The organism is Aurantimonas endophytica (genome assembly GCF_014196845.1).
GTDB lineage: Bacteria > Pseudomonadota > Alphaproteobacteria > Rhizobiales > Rhizobiaceae > Aurantimonas > Aurantimonas endophytica.
The window spans coordinates 478,889-493,221 of record NZ_JACIEM010000002.1 but is presented as its reverse complement, the minus strand read 5'-3'; the positions used below and the strand labels follow the sequence as shown (position 1 = coordinate 493,221).

The following is a 14,333-nucleotide window of genomic DNA, read 5'->3' as shown; positions in this document are numbered from 1 at the left end:
TTGCACCATGGCTCAACGGCGATTGCAAGCCGTCACCGGGTCATCGTCGCTCCAGCTCCGCCAGAAACGCGGCGACCTCCCGCGGCGACGTCAGTCGGAACTTCTGCCGCGGGAACGCCGCGTAGAGGCGCGCCAGTCCCGGGCCGGAATGTTGCGGAAACGTCCAGGCCCATTTCAGGAAGTCGGTATCGAAGCGCTCGGGGCAGCCCGCCGCCATGTCGGGTCGCACCTTCCCATGGCCTCCAGCGATCCGGCGGAGGATGCGAAAGACGCACAGCCAGCGCGGTAGATCCAGCCAGATCAGCGTGTCGGCCTTTTCGGTCCTGATATGCATGGTCGCGGTATTGTTGCCGTCGAAGACCCAGCCCGGCTCGGCGACGGCGTCCTCGACCAGCGCGATCTGGCGCCGCGTCTCCCGCCTGCGCCAGCCTGCCGTCCAGTAGAGCTGGTCCATGTGGACGACGCGCAGCCCGTGCGCGGCGCCGATCCGGCGCGCCAGCGTCGACTTGCCGGCGCCGGGGCTGCCGACAATCATCACCGAGCGACCGATGGCCGGCACGCCTCCCTCCCTGGCAGCTTTGTCCCTATGATGCGATCGAAGCCCAGTTCCGGCCGCCGATCAACCGCCGTCGGATCGGCCGTCGCGGCAGCTTCGTTGACGGCGCCCTTACGCAAAACGATACGCTTCAGGACGTTCCTGGTTTCGGGCGCGGGCGCCTTTTGCCGGCGATCTCCCGCCTTGCGGGTTCGGCGCCCGGCGGCAGATGCCGCCGCGCATCGACGGCCGCCCGGATGATTTCGAGCACCGCGGCGGCATCGGCGCGGACCGCGCTGTTGGCGAAGCGCAGGACGTCATAGCCGCGATCGGCGAGCCAGCGGTCGCGCCCCGCGTCCTTCACCTGCTGTTCGGGACGCGCATGCTGGGCGCCGTCGACCTCGATGACGAGGCGAAGGCGGTGCGAGACGAAGTCCGCGAGATACGGTCCGATCACGACCTGGCGGTGGAAATGGCCGCCCTCGCCCGGGATGGCGCGGATGCCGCGCCAGAGGTGCTCCTCCAGCGCGGTGGTCTGCGCGGCGATAGCGCGCCGAGCGCGAATCGCCTTCGCCTCGAGGCGGGTCATCGCCATGGCTGCGACCCGCCCCGATGCGCGTCAGATGTCGGCGTTGATCGCGTCGCAGGACGCCATGTCGCCGCTCTCGTAGCCGCGGCGGAACCAGGTCTGGCGCTGCTCGGACGTGCCGTGGGTGAAGCTGTCCGGCACGACCGTCCCCTGGCTGCGCTTCTGCAGCGTGTCGTCGCCGATCTGCTCGGCGGCGTTCATCGCCTCGTCGATGTCGCCATCCTCGATATAGCCGGCCCGGTCGGTGTCGTGCGCCCAGATCCCGGCATAGCAATCCGCCTGCAGCTCGACCCGCACCGACATGGCGTTGGCGTCCGCCTCGCTCATCGACTGCCGGGCCTGGTTGAACTCCGGCAGGATGCCGGTGACGTTCTGGATGTGGTGGCCGACCTCATGCGCGACGACATAAGCTTGGGCGAAATCGCCCGGCGCGTTCAGCTGGTTGCGCAGCTGGTCGAAGAAGGTGAGGTCGATATAGAGCCGCTGGTCGGACGGGCAGTAGAACGGCCCGGTGGCCGCACCGGCAAAGCCGCAGGCCGAATTCACCTGGCCATTGAACAGAACCAGCGTCGGCGCCGGATAGGTCTCGCCGGCCGCCTGGAAGCGGCGACCCCAGACATCCTCGGTATCGGCCAGGACCGTGGCGACGAAATCATCCGTCGTGTCGGACGTGCCGGCGACGCCCGGCCCGCTCTGCGTCGTCTGCGTTCCGGTGCCGCCGGAATCCATGCCGAGCAGCGTCAGCGGGTTGATGCCGAAACCGATCCACAGGACCAGCGCCACGATGATGATCAGGATCGAGCCGCCGCCGCCAGCCCTGATCGGCAGGCGCATGCCGCCACCGCCGCGCATGCCGCCGCCGGAGCCGCGCCTGTCCTCGATATTGCTGGATTGCCTGCGCCCGCGCCACTGCATCCGGTCGTTCCTTCACCGCGGCGCGCCACCTCGTGACGGCGCGCCTGATCTGTCCCTTACCGGCGATATAAAGGGGATGGCCGAAATTGGTACGGCAGCGGCGCCAGATAGCTCAGGCGGCGGCGGAAATCGCCCTGGCCCCGCCCGCCTCGGTCAACAGGAACGCCTCGCCGCAGGCCTTGGCGAGGTTGCGCACCCGCAGGATGTAGCTCTGGCGCTCGGTCACCGAGATGACGCCGCGCGCGTCGAGCAGGTTGAAGACGTGGCTCGCCTTGATGCACTGGTCGTAGGCGGGGAAGACGCAGCGGTGCAGGTCGCCCGCGCCCGTCGGCGTGCCGAAGGCCAGCACCGCCTGGCACTCCTTCTCGGCGTCCTCGAAATGGCGCAGCAGCGTCGCGGTGTCGGCGACCTCGAAATTAAAGCGGGAATATTCCTGCTCGGCCTGCAGGAAGACGTCGCCATACGTGACCTTCTCGTCGCCGTCACGGCCGTTGAAGTTGAGGTCGTAGACGTTGTCGACGTTCTGGACATACATCGCCAGGCGCTCGAGCCCGTAGGTCAACTCGCCCGCCACCGGCGCGCATTCGATGCCGCAGACCTGCTGGAAGTAGGTAAACTGCGAAACTTCCATGCCGTCGCACCAGCACTCCCAGCCGAGGCCCCAGGCGCCCAGCGTCGGGCTCTCCCAGTCGTCTTCCACGAAGCGGATGTCGTGCAGCAGGAGGTCGATGCCGATCGCTTCCAGCGAGCCGAGATAGAGCTCCTGCAGGTTCGACGGGTTCGGCTTCAAGATCACCTGGTACTGGTAATAATGCTGCAGGCGGTTGGGGTTCTCGCCATAGCGTCCGTCCTTCGGCCGCCGCGACGGCTGGACATAGGCGGCGTTCCAGGGCTTTGGCCCCAGCGCGCGCAGCGTCGTAGCGGGATGGAACGTGCCGGCGCCGACTTCCATGTCGTAGGGCTGCAGCACCACGCAGCCATAGTCGGCCCAGTAGCGGTGCAGGGTCAGGATCAGCGCCTGGAAGGAGCGGCGCGGGTCCATGTGCGGGGGAGTGTCTGACATGGGTAACGGGCTTTCCGGAGAGCGGGGCGCGCGGCCGCCAATAGCTGGCGGAGGTGCCATGTCCGGAGCCGGCCGGTCAAGCGGCGCAGCCCACCGAGGCGGTGCCGGGCGACAACGCGCCGCCCGGCACCGGAACGATCAGGGCTTCAGGACGACCTTGACGCAGCCGTCGGCCTTGTCGCGGAACGTCTTGTAGAGGGCCGGCGCATCCTCGAGCGTGCCGCGATGGGTGATCATCGAGGTCATGTCGAACTGGCCCTCCTGGATCCGGATCAAAAGGTCGTCGGCCCATTTGTTGACGTGGGTCTGGCCCATGCGGAAGGTCAGCCCCTTGTTCATCGCGGCGCCGAACGGGATCTTGTCGACTATCCCGCCATAGACGCCGGGAACGGAGATGATGCCGGCAGGACGGCAGACATAGATCATCTCGCGCAGCACGTGCGGCCGGTCGGTCTCGGCCATCACCGCCTGCTTGACGCGGTCATAGAGATGCTCCGCCTCGTAGCCGGAATGGGCTTCCATGCCGACGGAGTCGATGCACTTCTCCGGGCCCTTGCCGCCGGTCAGCTCGTTCAGGCGCTCGACGACACTTTCCTCCTGGAAATTGATGGTGATCGCGCCCTTGGCCGCAGCCATGGCGAGCCGCTCCGGCACTTCGTCGATCACCACGACCTGCTTGGCGCCCATGATCATGGCGCTCTGCATGGCGAAAAGCCCCACCGGGCCGGCGCCCCAGATGGCGACGGTGTCGGTGGGCTCGATGTCGCAGTTCGCCGCGGCCTGCCACCCGGTCGGGAGGATGTCACCGAGGAACAGCACTTCCTCGTCGCTCATGCCGTTCGGGATGATGACGGGGCCGACATCGGCGTAGGGGACCCGGACATATTCCGCCTGGCCGCCTGAATAGCCGCCGGTCAGATGGGTGTAGCCATAGAGGCCGGCACCCGAGTGGCCGAACATCTTGGCGGCCATCTCGGCGTTGCGGTTCGACCGCTCGCAAACGGAGAAGTTGCTCCGCTTGCACTGCTCGCAGTCGCCGCAGACGATGGTGAAGGGCACGACGACCCGGTCGCCGATCTTCAGCTTCTTGTTGTCGCGACCGACCTCCATGACCTCGCCCATGAATTCATGGCCGACGATATCGCCTGATTTCATGCCGGGCATGAAGCCATCGTAGAAGTGCAGGTCCGAGCCACAGATGGCGCAGGCGGAAACCTTGATGATGGCGTCACGCCCGTCCTCGATGACCGGGTCGGGGACGGTATCGCAACGCATGTCGTGCTTGCCGTGCCAGGTGATGGCTTTCATGGGGAGTCTCCGGGTGGCCGAGATTGGGATGTCCTGACCCAACCGGTCGGAGGCACCCATCGTTCCGTCGTGCCCTCGGAGACTTGCCAGTCGGCTACGCGCAAAACGCCGCAGCGGCCGTTCAACAGGCAGATGGGAGATCGGCGAAGCCCGGCGTTGCCCAGGCCTCAGTCCTTCTTGATCCGGTAGACACCGTCCTCGCCGCGCACGAGCGTGCCCTGCGCACCCGTGCGCATCTCGTCTTCCGAGCGCTTGCTGCGCTCGGCCAGACGCTGCGCATCCCGGGTCATCTGCTTGTAGCCGTACCAGGCGGCCGCGCCGACAAGGCCGAGAAGAAGAAACTGCGGCATGAGTTCGACCATCGTTCGAGTGTACCACGAATATGCGTGGCGGCGCGCGCCTCGGCAAGGTTCGGACGCGCGCCCTTGAGGTTCCGGCTTCAGAGGCCGAAGCGCGCCCAGAGCATACGCTCTTCTGCGCTGCCAATGAACTCGCTGGTGATGCCGGCACCGATCGCCGCCATGCCGCCGCCTTGCGTTTCTGCGCGAATACCGGACGTCTTGCGTCCGAAGAGACTGCGGCTGCCCTGGATGAGGACAGGCTTGGCGGTCTTGCCGTAGCGCTCGCGCAGGACGCCCCGGAGATCACCGAGCCGGTCGACCAGGCCAAGCTCCATCCCGCGCTTGCCGGACCAGAACAGGCCGGAGAACAGGTCGTCGCCTTCGACCAGCCGCGTGCCGCGACTTTCCCTGACCAGCTCGATGAAGGTCTCGTGGACTTCGCGCTGCAGGGCCTTCAGATGCTCGATGTCCTCGGGCCGCTCCGGCTGGAACGGGTCGAGCGTCGCCTTGTTGGTGCCGGCCGTATGGACGCGGCGCTCGATGCCGAGCTTGCGCAACGCCTCGACGAAGCCGAACGAGCCCGAGACGACGCCGATCGATCCGACGATCGACGACGGATCGGCGATGATCTCGTCGCCGGCACAGGCGATCATGTAGCCGCCGGAGGCCGCGACGTCCTCGACGAAAACCAGGACGCGCTTGTCCTTCTCGCGGGCGAGGTCGCGAATGCGCTGGTAGATCAGCCGCGACTGAACCGGGGAGCCGCCGGGCGAGTTGACGACGATGGCGACGGCCGGGGCGCGCTTGTGCGCGAATGCCTTTTCCAGCAGCGGCGCGGCGGTGGCGAGCGACAGCGCCGGCCGCAGCAGGCTGCCGCTGGCCATGATCGCGCCGGACAGGCGCACCACGGGAATGGTGATGGCGTCGGAACGGAAGCGGCGGGGCAGGTATCGCGTCAGGAAATTGGCCACGGGAAGCCTTTGCTGCTGGATGATCAGGTTTCGGATGTAAGCGCGAACGGCCGCGGCGCAACGGACGAGACCGGCGCGACGTTCGCGAAACCGCGTGGCTGAGCTTCAGAAACCGACGAAAAGATGCACCTGGCCGGCGCCGACGGCGTGGCCGAAGGCGCTCAGTTGCCCGTCCGGCTCGTGCAGGAACCGCCCTGGCAGCAAGGCGAACGGCGCGCGCGATCCCTTGCGGCCGGAGACCAAGAGCCGCACCGCCGGGGCCTCCTGGCGGGCATGGATGGGCAGGACGTGGATGGCTCCGAGCCGGCCTTCGCAGGCGCCGAGCACGGCCGGCAGCGCGGCAGCCGGCAATACCGTCGCGAACCGCCCGCCGCCTGCCAGCAGCGCCGCGCAGCCTTTGACCCACCTTGGCAGAAACGCCTCGCCGTCCTCGCTCAACGCGTCGGCCCGCATCGGGTCGGGCGAACGGCGGTGGCCGTCGGGGTAGAAGGGCGGGTTGGTCAGCACGACCTCGAAGGCACCGTCCGCCAGCCCCGCCGCCTCGCGCGCCGGGCGAGTGGCCAGGATGTCGGCCTCGATGACCGTCAGACGCGGCGCAAGATGCGCATTTGCCGGCAACGCCACGCTGTCGCGCGCCAGCGCCGCCATGATCGGGTTCTTCTCGACCAAGGTGACGGTCACGCCATCACAGCGGCAGGCGGCGGCCATCCCGACCGCGCCGGCGCCGGCGCCGATGTCGGCGAGCGGCCCTTCCGTTCCCGCCGGCACGGTCGCGGCCAGCAGCAACGCGTCGAGCCCGGATCGGTAGCCGCTGCCGACTGGCTGCAGCAGGGCGAAGCGGCCGCCATAAAAGGCGTCGCACCGGGTTTCGAGTGCGCCTGCCGCAGCGGTGACAGACGGAGCGTCAGGAGAGTTCATGGCCGAGCTCGGCGTCGCGCAGCAGGCGGCGCGCCTGGTCCAGCCGGTCCGGATCGACCAGAACGCGCCGCGGCAAGACCCCGATCGAGCCATCGAGAATGCTCATATGGACGTCCGCGACGAAATGCGGGATCTGCGCGTCCTTGAGCAAAGCGTCGACGAAGGATAGGAGAACCGCGTCATTGGAGCGCATCAGTTCCTGCATGTTGGGCACCATTTCGAGGCGAGGAGCCGGAGAGCCGTCGGGCGACGGGCCGGACAGTCGCTTGTGGCGCCCTAGGTGGAGGCACTCATGCCCGGATGGCAAGTCGCGCCGCGCAGTTCGCCCTCGGGCGGTGCAAGCCGGCGGCCTTTCTATCGGCGATAATTACGCCATCTTAGCCTCGCGACGTGGCAGTGTGAGCTGCGGCCGTCGAGGAAACCATCGGAGTAACATGGTGAGCTTGGCCATCCCCGTCGGGCGGATCGATACCCGCGCCTCGATCGAACCGCTGCTTGCCGTGAGCGGCCCCGACATGGCGCGCGTCAACGAGTTGATCCTGGCAATGGCCGGATCGAACGTCGAGCTGATTCCCGAAATCGCGGAGCACCTGATTTCGTCGGGCGGCAAACGCCTGCGGCCGATGCTGACCATCGCCTCTGCCCTGGCCCATGGCTACACGGGCGATGCCCATGTGAAGCTGGCCGCCAGCGTCGAGTTCATGCACACGGCGACGCTGCTTCACGACGACGTCGTCGACGAAAGCGATCTCAGGCGCGGCAAGAAGACCGCCCGGACCATCTGGGGCAACCAGGCGAGCGTGCTGGTCGGCGATTTCCTGCTCGGCCAGGCGTTCAAGATGATGGTCGAAGTCGGCTCGCTGGCAGCCCTCCACATTCTTTCGAGCGCCTCGGCGGTGATCGCCGAAGGCGAAGTCTGGCAGCTATCGGCCGCCAAGCGAATGACCACCAGCGAGGCCGACTACATGGCGGTGGTCGATGCCAAGACGGCGGCCCTATTCGCTGCCGCAGCCGAGGTTGGCCCGGTGATCGCCGGCGCCGGCGAGGCCGAGCGACTGGCGATGCGCAATTACGGCCGCAGCCTGGGCCTCGCTTTCCAGCTGGTCGACGACGTGCTTGATTATGGCGGCTCTTCCGCCGACCTCGGCAAGAATACCGGCGACGATTTCCGCGAGGGCAAGATCACGCTGCCGGTCATCCTCGCCTACCAGGCCGGGAATGAGGAAGAGAAGGCGTTCTGGCGCGAGGCGATGGAGCACGGGCGCAACGGCGACGAAGCGCTGGCACGCGCCAAGTCGCTGATGCACCGGCACGGCGCCCTCGATGCCACCATCACCCGGGCCCGCAGCCACGGCGAGGCTGCCTATGCGGCCGCCTCCAACCTGCCACGGACGCCGAGCCGCGACGCGCTGCTGAGCGTCGTTGAGTTCTGCATCGATCGGGTCAACTGATCGTGTAGCGCGCGGGGTGCGACGCCAGTCGCATTCCCGACAATCTCTCGGCGCAACAAGGCGATGCCCTTGCATTATGGGGCGGCTTGACCTCACCTCGGCGAATCGTCCGGCCAGCCGGAACGACTTGGCGGAGGGTCGAGCGCGGCCCGCGGCCGAAGCCCGCCCGGAAGAGGATCTCACGTGCAGACAACGCGCCTTCTCTCTCTGTTGACGACGGCCCTGCTCCTGGCAGGCAGCCCGCTCAGCGCCCTCGCCGCCGGGTCCACCAGCGAGCCGCCAGCCACTGCGACGATCGGCATCCAGGCGCAGTCGCTTTCCGGCGCCTATCTGGCCGCCAAGGCGGCGCAACTCGAGGGCGATCTCGAGGCGGCAAGCGATTTCTACCGCCAGGCGCTGGCAATCGACCCCGATTCCGACCTGCTGCAGCAGGACGCGATGTTCGCGTTCTTCGCCAATGGCCGGTTCGAGGAGGGGATCGATCTCGCCGCGAAGCTCCGGGATACCCCCGAAGCCAGCAAGGTCGCCCGCATCACGCTGGGCGTCGATGCGCTCCGCAAGGGTGACTACGACAAGGCGATCGCCGAACTCGACATCGTCAATCCGAGCGATCTCGACGCACTGCTGCTGGGTCATCTGACCGCCTGGGCGGAACTTGGCGCCGGCCGTGTCGATTCCGCCCTCTCGCGCATCGACGGGCTCGATTCCGCACCGTGGTATGCGATCTTCAATGCCTACGAGAAGGGGCTGCTCGCCGAGGTGGCGGGGCGGGTCGACGTCGCTCGGCGGTCCTATGGCCAGGTGGTCGACGATCAGGAACTCGCCCGCACCTCCCCCGACGCCTATCTCGCGGCCGCCGAAGCGCTTGCCCGACTGGAGATGCGCGCGAACAACAGCGATGCGGCGCTGGCAGCCGTCGACAAGGGACTGGAACTCGTCGGCAGCTACGATCCGCTGCTGCATCTGCGCCAGCGCATCGAGAAGGGCGAGATGATCGAGCCGGCGGTCGCCGACGTCCAGGACGGCGCGGCGGAGACGCTGTACATCCTCGGCCAGGCGATCAATCGCGGCGACGGCCAGCAGGTGGCGCTGCTGTATTTCCAGCTCGCACGGGCGATCGAGCCCCGCAGCCCGGCGCTCCTCACCGCTCTGGCGGGCATCGCCGAGCGCTCCGAGCGGCTCGACCTCGCCATCTCCTATTATCGCGAAATCCCGGAGAGCTCGGCCTATCGGCGCACCGCCGATCTGCAGATCGGACTCGACCTCTGGTATGCCGAACGCAAGGACGAGGCCAAGGAGCATCTGCGTCGCGCGGTGCGGGATTATCCCGATGACGTCCAGGCGCACACGGCGCTCGCCGACGTGCTGGCCGCCGACAAGGACTATGCCGGCGCCGCCGAAGCGCTGGACCAGGCGGTGCGGCTGGCGGAAGCGGAGGATTCGGCCGGCTGGAACCTCTATTACCAGCGCGGCATCGCCCATGAGCGGCTGAAGCAGTGGGACAAGGCCGAACCGGATTTCCGCAAGTCCCTGGAGCTTTCGCCGAACCAGCCGGCGGTGCTGAACTATCTCGGCTATTCCTGGGTCGACATGAACCGGAACCTCGAAGAGGGGCTGGACATGATCAAGAAGGCGGTGACGCTGCGCCCGAACGACGGGTACATCATCGACTCGCTCGGCTGGGCCTATTACCGGCTCGGACGGTACGAGGAAGCGGTCGACGAGCTGGAACGCGCCGTCCTGATCACGCCGATGGATCCGACGATCAACGACCATCTCGGTGACGCCTACTGGCATGTCGGGCGCAAGCGCGAGGCCGAGTTCCAGTGGGAGCGGGCACTGAACGGCGAACCGGCACCGGAGCCGAACGTGGTCGAGGCCATCAAGGTGAAGCTGGAAAAGGGCCTGCAGCCCGAGACAGACGAGGGCGGCTCGGCGGACGGCCAGGCCGAGCCGGCGGAGGATGCGTCGGCGCCCAGCGGCCCACGCGCCAACGCGACGCCGCCGGAGTCAGGCACCGAGGCCGACTGACTTCCGGCGCGAGCCTTGACTCCCGCTGCCATCCGCGACGCGGCCGACGACGCGCCCGCCAAGGTCAATCTTGCGCTGCATGTCGTCGGCCAGCGGCCCGACGGCTATCATCTCATCGAGAGCCTCGTGACGTTCGTCGCGGGGGTCGCCGACCGGGTGTCGGTGACTCCGGGCGGTGACGCGGACACACTAGTCGTCGAAGGCCGGTTCGCCGCCTCTGTACCGGGCGGCGCCGGGAATATCCTCCTGCAGGCCACCGCCTTCGCCCGGGATCGGATTGCCGCACTGGGCCTGACACTGCCGCCGCTCGCTATCCGTCTCGACAAGCGCCTGCCCGTGGCGGCGGGAATTGGCGGCGGCTCGGCGGACGCGGCGGCACTGCTTCGTATCATTGTGGACGCCTGCCCGGCCGCACGCGCCGTGATCGCGGCAGAGGCAGTAACACTCGGTGCGGACGTGCCGATGTGCCTGGCGGGCCGCCCTGCCCTCGTCTCGGGCATTGGCGAGCATGTCGAGGCGCTGGCGCCGTTGCCGGACCTGCCGATCCTCCTGGTCAATCCCGGCGTGGCGGTGGCGACGCCGGCGGTATTCCGGGCCCTGGCCAGCCGGAACAATCCGAAGCTGCCGCCTTTGCCGCCGGAAGGGTTCCGGAATGCCGTAGGGCTGGCGGAATGGCTTGGCGAGACCCGCAACGACCTCGCCGCGCCCGCCATCACGATCGCCCCGGGGATCGACCGGGTGACGGCCGAACTGCGCGCCACGGGCGCCCTGTTCGCCCGTATGTCAGGGTCCGGCGCGACGGTGTTCGGCCTGTTCGCCGATCGTTCATCGCTGCGTCGGGCCGGGCGTGGCCTCAAGGCAGCCTATCCCTCATGGTGGGTCTCGGACCCTGCCGACACGGAGCTGACTGCCGCATGAGCGACGAACGCGCCTTCATTCCCCTGGCGATCGCCATCCTGACCGTCTCCGACACCCGGAGCCTGGAAGAAGACCGCTCGGGCGCGGTGCTGGTCGAGCGCCTCACCGCCAATGGCCACCGCCTCGCCGACCGGCAGATCGTCACCGACGACGTCGACGCGATCCAGGCTGTCGTGCAGGATTGGTGCAGCCGCACCGATGTGGACGTGGTGATCACCACCGGCGGGACGGGCTTCACCGGCCGCGACGTGACGCCGGAAGCGCTCGAGCCGCTGTTCGAAAAGCGCATGGAGGGCTTCTCGACGGTCTTCCACCGGATCTCCTACGACAAGATCGGCGTCTCGACGATCCAGTCGCGGGCGACCGGCGGCGTGATCAACGCGACCTTCGTCTTCGCCCTGCCGGGTTCGCCCGGCGCCTGCCGCGACGGGTGGGACCACATCCTCGAGCCGCAGCTCGACTACCGGCACAAGCCCTGCAACTTCGTCGAGATCATGCCGCGGCTCGACGAGCACCTTCGGCGGGGCGGCCGTTCGACCTGATTTGATGGGAGGTCAGCTCCGTCGGCGCTGACGCGGGGCGGGGCGGATGTCTGCCGGCAGCGTGACGACCGCGACGCCCTTGGCCATGGCTTCCAGGCTGGAAGCCGCTTGGGCGCGTCCAACGGCCTGCTGCTTCGGCATCAAAAAACCTTCGACGAGGGCACTGCGCGACTGGCGCAGCCGACCGAAGAGGCTCGGGCGATCCGCCCGCGACCGCGAGAAGCGCGCCGCCGGGTTGCGGGCATTGCCGCGGGCGACCGCGTCAGCGTGCTCGATCACCGCCTCGATCCAGCCGGGCTGCAGCCGCGCACCTGGCTCCAGCAGTAGCAGCCACTCGCCCCGCGCCGCCGCCACCGCCTGACGCAGATCCCCGGCCGCGACGATGCGGCAGCCGGCGTGGTCGGCGACCTTGCGGCTATCCGGCGACATCTCCCGGTCGACCAGCACTACCTCGCGGACAACGCCCTCGACGGCGCCGGGAACCAGCGTCGCCAGCGTCGCCGCCACGCCCTGATCGTCCGCCCCGCATTCCATCAGCACAGTGAGCATCGCCCTCGATAGCCGAGCGCCGCATTCCTGGCCAGCAACCATTTTGTTCTTGTATTGTTCTCCCTTGGGTATTAGGTATTTGTTCACAGTCCACCGAGGTTCGGACCGGAAGGATCAGGCCATGCAGGACGTCAGCCACGCGGACCGCGCGGCGTTCGCTTCGGCGAACGGCGTCGAGATCGCCAACCAGTTGATCGACGGGTCGGGCCTCAGGGTCGACCGGATGCGGCGGCGCGGCCGTGGCGCCGGGATCAATCCGAGCGGGCGCTACGAGCCGTTCGCGCGCGTTGCATTCGACGACGGCTGGAAGAGTCTCGAGGAACTGCCGCCGTTCAAGACCGAAGTGCAGGTCGAATCGCCGAAGACGATCATCACCCGCAACAGCTCGCCGGACATCTCGTTCGACCGCTCTATCAACCCCTACCGGGGCTGCGAGCATGGCTGCGTCTACTGCTTCGCCCGGCCGACCCATGCCTATATGGGCATGTCGCCCGGGCTCGACTTCGAATCGAAGCTGTTCGCCAAGCCGAACGCGGCGGAGCTCCTGGAGCGCGAGCTCTCCAAGCCCGGCTACGAGGTCCGCTCGATCGCCATCGGCACCAATACCGACCCGTATCAGCCGGTGGAGAAGACCTGGCGGATCATGCGCGAGGTCCTGGAGGTGCTGGAGGCGGCGAACCATCCCGTCGGCATCGTCACGAAGTCGGCGCTGGTGACGCGCGACATCGACATCCTGTCGCGCATGGCGGCCAAGGGGCTCGCCAAGGTGGCACTGTCGGTGACGACGCTCGACCGCAGCCTCGCGCGCACGATGGAGCCGCGCGCTGCCACGCCCGGCAAGCGCCTTGAGGCGGTCAAGGCGCTCACCGAGGCCGGCATTCCGGCCATGGTGATGATGGCGCCGATCATTCCCGGGCTGACTGATTCGGAGATCGAGAGGGTTCTCGATTCGGCCCAGTCGGCCGGCGCGCGGGAAATCGGCTACGTGCTGCTGCGCCTGCCGCTGGAAGTGTCGCCGCTGTTCAAGGAATGGCTCCTGCGCCACTACCCCAACCGCTACCGGCACGTGCTGTCGCTGCTGCGCTCGATGCGCGACGGCAAGGACTACGACGCCGAGTGGGGCAAGCGGATGCGCGGCACCGGACCCTACGCCTTCCAGATCCGGCGGCGCTTCGAGATGACGGCGCGACGCCTCGGCCTCAACGAGGAGCGCACCAAGCTGCGCTGCGATCTGTTCACGCCGCCGCGGGGAACCGGCGTGCAGCTGGCGCTGCTTTAGGCCGGGCCTTCGCCCCCACGTCTCGGCCGGACCGCCACCCCTGGTCCGGCCAGGGCTCGTCGATCCCTCACCCCGTGGTCGGCGAGGCTTGTGGAGAATCGGAGAATGCGCGAGTCTTGCCGCAACATGGCTCGCCGTTCATCCGATTCTCCCGCTCCTTCCAAGGGACAGGCCGCCAGGGCGGTCGGGCCCGACTTCACGCGCGAGGACCGGCTGCTGGGCTCCGGTGCCCGCTGCGTCGCCGGCATCGACGAGGCCGGTCGCGGCCCGCTCGCCGGCCCCGTGGTGGCGGCAGCGGTCATCCTCGATCCCTCGCGGCTGCCGCAGGGCCTCGATGATTCCAAGAAGCTCGAGCGGGCCGAGCGCGAGCGGCTGTTCGGCGAGATCGTCGCGAGCGCCTGGGTGGGCATCGCGTCGGCCAGCGCCCGCGAGATCGATGTCCTGAACATTCGCGGCGCGACACTTCTGGCAATGCGGCGAGCGCTGCACGCGCTCGGCGACCCGCCATGCCACGTTTTGATCGACGGGCGGGACGTTCCGCCGCGCCTGCGCTGCCCCGGGACTGCGGTCATCGGCGGGGACGCGCTGAGCCTGTCGATCGCAGCCGCGTCGATCGTCGCCAAGGTCACGCGCGACCGGATGATGCACCGCGCCTGCCCGACCTATGCCGGGTACGGCTTCTCCCGCCATGTCGGCTACGCGACGGCGGAGCACCTCTCGGCCATCGCCCGGCTCGGGCCGACGCCGCTGCATCGCATGAGCTTCAGGCCGCTTCGGCCGGACCTGCTCGACGCGGCCGAGTAGAACGGCCGAGACGTCCCGGCGAGGCGGCGGCTCGCAAAAGCCAGCCACAATAGCCCACCGCCTGCTTTACCTGCCCCCCAAAGCAAAAGGGCCGCCTCTGGGCGGCCCTCAATCAGCGG

Annotated in this window: 16 protein-coding genes; 6 read left to right on the top strand and 10 right to left on the bottom strand. The window is 68.1% G+C overall.

The genetic code is table 11. The features are described 5' to 3' along the window. Window positions 1–40 precede the first annotated feature (40 nt). The 9 genes from GGR03_RS09980 to GGR03_RS09940 all read right to left on the bottom strand — a co-directional run bounded on the left by GGR03_RS09980 (window position 41) and on the right by GGR03_RS09940 (window position 6,845). Window positions 41–559, bottom strand: a complete 519-nt coding sequence (locus GGR03_RS09980; RefSeq protein WP_183207522.1) for a P-loop NTPase family protein — start codon at window positions 557–559, stop codon at window positions 41–43. A 127-nt stretch (window positions 560–686) separates the two neighbouring features. After that, complete coding sequence (locus tag GGR03_RS09975) at window positions 687–1,130, bottom strand: endonuclease domain-containing protein (RefSeq protein ID WP_183207521.1); 444 nt, start codon at window positions 1,128–1,130, stop codon at window positions 687–689. Between the two features lie 24 nt (window positions 1,131–1,154). Beyond that, a complete protein-coding gene (gene ypfJ, locus GGR03_RS09970; protein ID WP_183207520.1) occupies window positions 1,155–2,039 on the bottom strand; it encodes a KPN_02809 family neutral zinc metallopeptidase in 885 nt (294 codons plus the stop codon). A 112-nt stretch (window positions 2,040–2,151) separates the two neighbouring features. Next, on the bottom strand, window positions 2,152–3,102 hold the full coding sequence (locus tag GGR03_RS09965) for a glycine--tRNA ligase subunit alpha (RefSeq protein ID WP_183207519.1): 951 nt from the start codon (window positions 3,100–3,102) through the stop codon (window positions 2,152–2,154). 138 nt (window positions 3,103–3,240) lie between these two features. Next, window positions 3,241–4,410, bottom strand: a complete 1,170-nt coding sequence (locus GGR03_RS09960; protein WP_183207518.1) for a zinc-dependent alcohol dehydrogenase — start codon at window positions 4,408–4,410, stop codon at window positions 3,241–3,243. A 167-nt stretch (window positions 4,411–4,577) separates the two neighbouring features. Beyond that, the gene (locus tag GGR03_RS09955) at window positions 4,578–4,760 is read right to left on the bottom strand and encodes a hypothetical protein (RefSeq protein WP_246367791.1); all 183 of its coding nucleotides are present in this window, start codon (window positions 4,758–4,760) and stop codon (window positions 4,578–4,580) included. 89 nt (window positions 4,761–4,849) lie between these two features. Continuing rightward, window positions 4,850–5,722, bottom strand: coding sequence for a S49 family peptidase (locus GGR03_RS09950; protein ID WP_183207514.1), 873 nt, complete (start codon window positions 5,720–5,722; stop codon window positions 4,850–4,852). Between the two features lie 105 nt (window positions 5,723–5,827). Then, complete coding sequence (locus GGR03_RS09945) at window positions 5,828–6,640, bottom strand: tRNA1(Val) (adenine(37)-N6)-methyltransferase (protein ID WP_183207512.1); 813 nt, start codon at window positions 6,638–6,640, stop codon at window positions 5,828–5,830. Next, window positions 6,627–6,845 carry a putative signal transducing protein gene (locus GGR03_RS09940; RefSeq protein WP_163042758.1) on the bottom strand — a complete coding sequence of 73 codons (219 nt, stop codon included), beginning with the start codon at window positions 6,843–6,845 and terminating at the stop codon, window positions 6,627–6,629. The genes GGR03_RS09945 and GGR03_RS09940 overlap by 14 nt, the downstream gene beginning before the upstream one ends. Before the next feature lie 229 nt (window positions 6,846–7,074). Between GGR03_RS09940 and GGR03_RS09935 the strand changes: the two genes are divergently transcribed. The 4 genes from GGR03_RS09935 to moaB all read left to right on the top strand — a co-directional run bounded on the left by GGR03_RS09935 (window position 7,075) and on the right by moaB (window position 11,582). Beyond that, window positions 7,075–8,091, top strand: a complete 1,017-nt coding sequence (locus GGR03_RS09935; protein WP_183207510.1) for a polyprenyl synthetase family protein — start codon at window positions 7,075–7,077, stop codon at window positions 8,089–8,091. Window positions 8,092–8,274: 183 nt separating this feature from the next. Then, on the top strand, window positions 8,275–10,122 hold the full coding sequence (locus GGR03_RS09930) for a tetratricopeptide repeat protein (protein WP_183207508.1): 1,848 nt from the start codon (window positions 8,275–8,277) through the stop codon (window positions 10,120–10,122). Between the two features lie 15 nt (window positions 10,123–10,137). Continuing rightward, window positions 10,138–11,040, top strand: coding sequence for a 4-(cytidine 5'-diphospho)-2-C-methyl-D-erythritol kinase (locus GGR03_RS09925; protein WP_183207506.1), 903 nt, complete (start codon window positions 10,138–10,140; stop codon window positions 11,038–11,040). Then, window positions 11,037–11,582 carry a molybdenum cofactor biosynthesis protein B gene (moaB, locus tag GGR03_RS09920; RefSeq protein WP_183207504.1) on the top strand — a complete coding sequence of 182 codons (546 nt, stop codon included), beginning with the start codon at window positions 11,037–11,039 and terminating at the stop codon, window positions 11,580–11,582. The genes GGR03_RS09925 and moaB overlap by 4 nt, the downstream gene beginning before the upstream one ends. A 12-nt stretch (window positions 11,583–11,594) precedes the next feature. On the opposite strand, the gene GGR03_RS09915 is transcribed toward moaB, so the two are convergent. Next, entirely contained in the window at window positions 11,595–12,131 is a 537-nt protein-coding gene (locus tag GGR03_RS09915) for a glycosyltransferase family protein (protein WP_183207502.1), read from the bottom strand. A gap of 121 nt (window positions 12,132–12,252) precedes the next feature. Here GGR03_RS09915 and GGR03_RS09910 point away from each other — a divergent pair, with 121 nt between their 5' ends. Next, a complete protein-coding gene (locus tag GGR03_RS09910; protein ID WP_183207500.1) occupies window positions 12,253–13,410 on the top strand; it encodes a PA0069 family radical SAM protein in 1,158 nt (385 codons plus the stop codon). A gap of 105 nt (window positions 13,411–13,515) precedes the next feature. Continuing rightward, entirely contained in the window at window positions 13,516–14,214 is a 699-nt protein-coding gene (locus tag GGR03_RS09905; RefSeq protein ID WP_246367789.1) for a ribonuclease HII, read from the top strand. Window positions 14,215–14,333: the final 119 nt, after the last annotated feature.

Excerpts from the sequence above, each read along its gene's own strand:
- GGR03_RS09905 (WP_246367789.1), top strand. The coding sequence starts at position 13,516 with ATGCGCGAGTCTTGCCGCAACATGGCTCGCCGTTCATCCGATTCTCCC.
- GGR03_RS09960 (WP_183207518.1), bottom strand. The coding sequence starts at position 4,410 with ATGAAAGCCATCACCTGGCACGGCAAGCACGACATGCGTTGCGATACC.
- GGR03_RS09915 (WP_183207502.1), bottom strand. The coding sequence starts at position 12,131 with ATGCTCACTGTGCTGATGGAATGCGGGGCGGACGATCAGGGCGTGGCG.
- GGR03_RS09965 (WP_183207519.1), bottom strand. The coding sequence starts at position 3,102 with ATGTCAGACACTCCCCCGCACATGGACCCGCGCCGCTCCTTCCAGGCG.
- GGR03_RS09935 (WP_183207510.1), top strand. The coding sequence starts at position 7,075 with ATGGTGAGCTTGGCCATCCCCGTCGGGCGGATCGATACCCGCGCCTCG.
- GGR03_RS09955 (WP_246367791.1), bottom strand. The coding sequence starts at position 4,760 with ATGCCGCAGTTTCTTCTTCTCGGCCTTGTCGGCGCGGCCGCCTGGTAC.
- moaB (WP_183207504.1), top strand. The coding sequence starts at position 11,037 with ATGAGCGACGAACGCGCCTTCATTCCCCTGGCGATCGCCATCCTGACC.
- GGR03_RS09975 (WP_183207521.1), bottom strand. The coding sequence starts at position 1,130 with ATGGCGATGACCCGCCTCGAGGCGAAGGCGATTCGCGCTCGGCGCGCT.
- GGR03_RS09945 (WP_183207512.1), bottom strand. The coding sequence starts at position 6,640 with ATGAACTCTCCTGACGCTCCGTCTGTCACCGCTGCGGCAGGCGCACTC.
- GGR03_RS09940 (WP_163042758.1), bottom strand. The coding sequence starts at position 6,845 with ATGCAGGAACTGATGCGCTCCAATGACGCGGTTCTCCTATCCTTCGTC.
- ypfJ (WP_183207520.1), bottom strand. The coding sequence starts at position 2,039 with ATGCAGTGGCGCGGGCGCAGGCAATCCAGCAATATCGAGGACAGGCGC.
- GGR03_RS09910 (WP_183207500.1), top strand. The coding sequence starts at position 12,253 with ATGCAGGACGTCAGCCACGCGGACCGCGCGGCGTTCGCTTCGGCGAAC.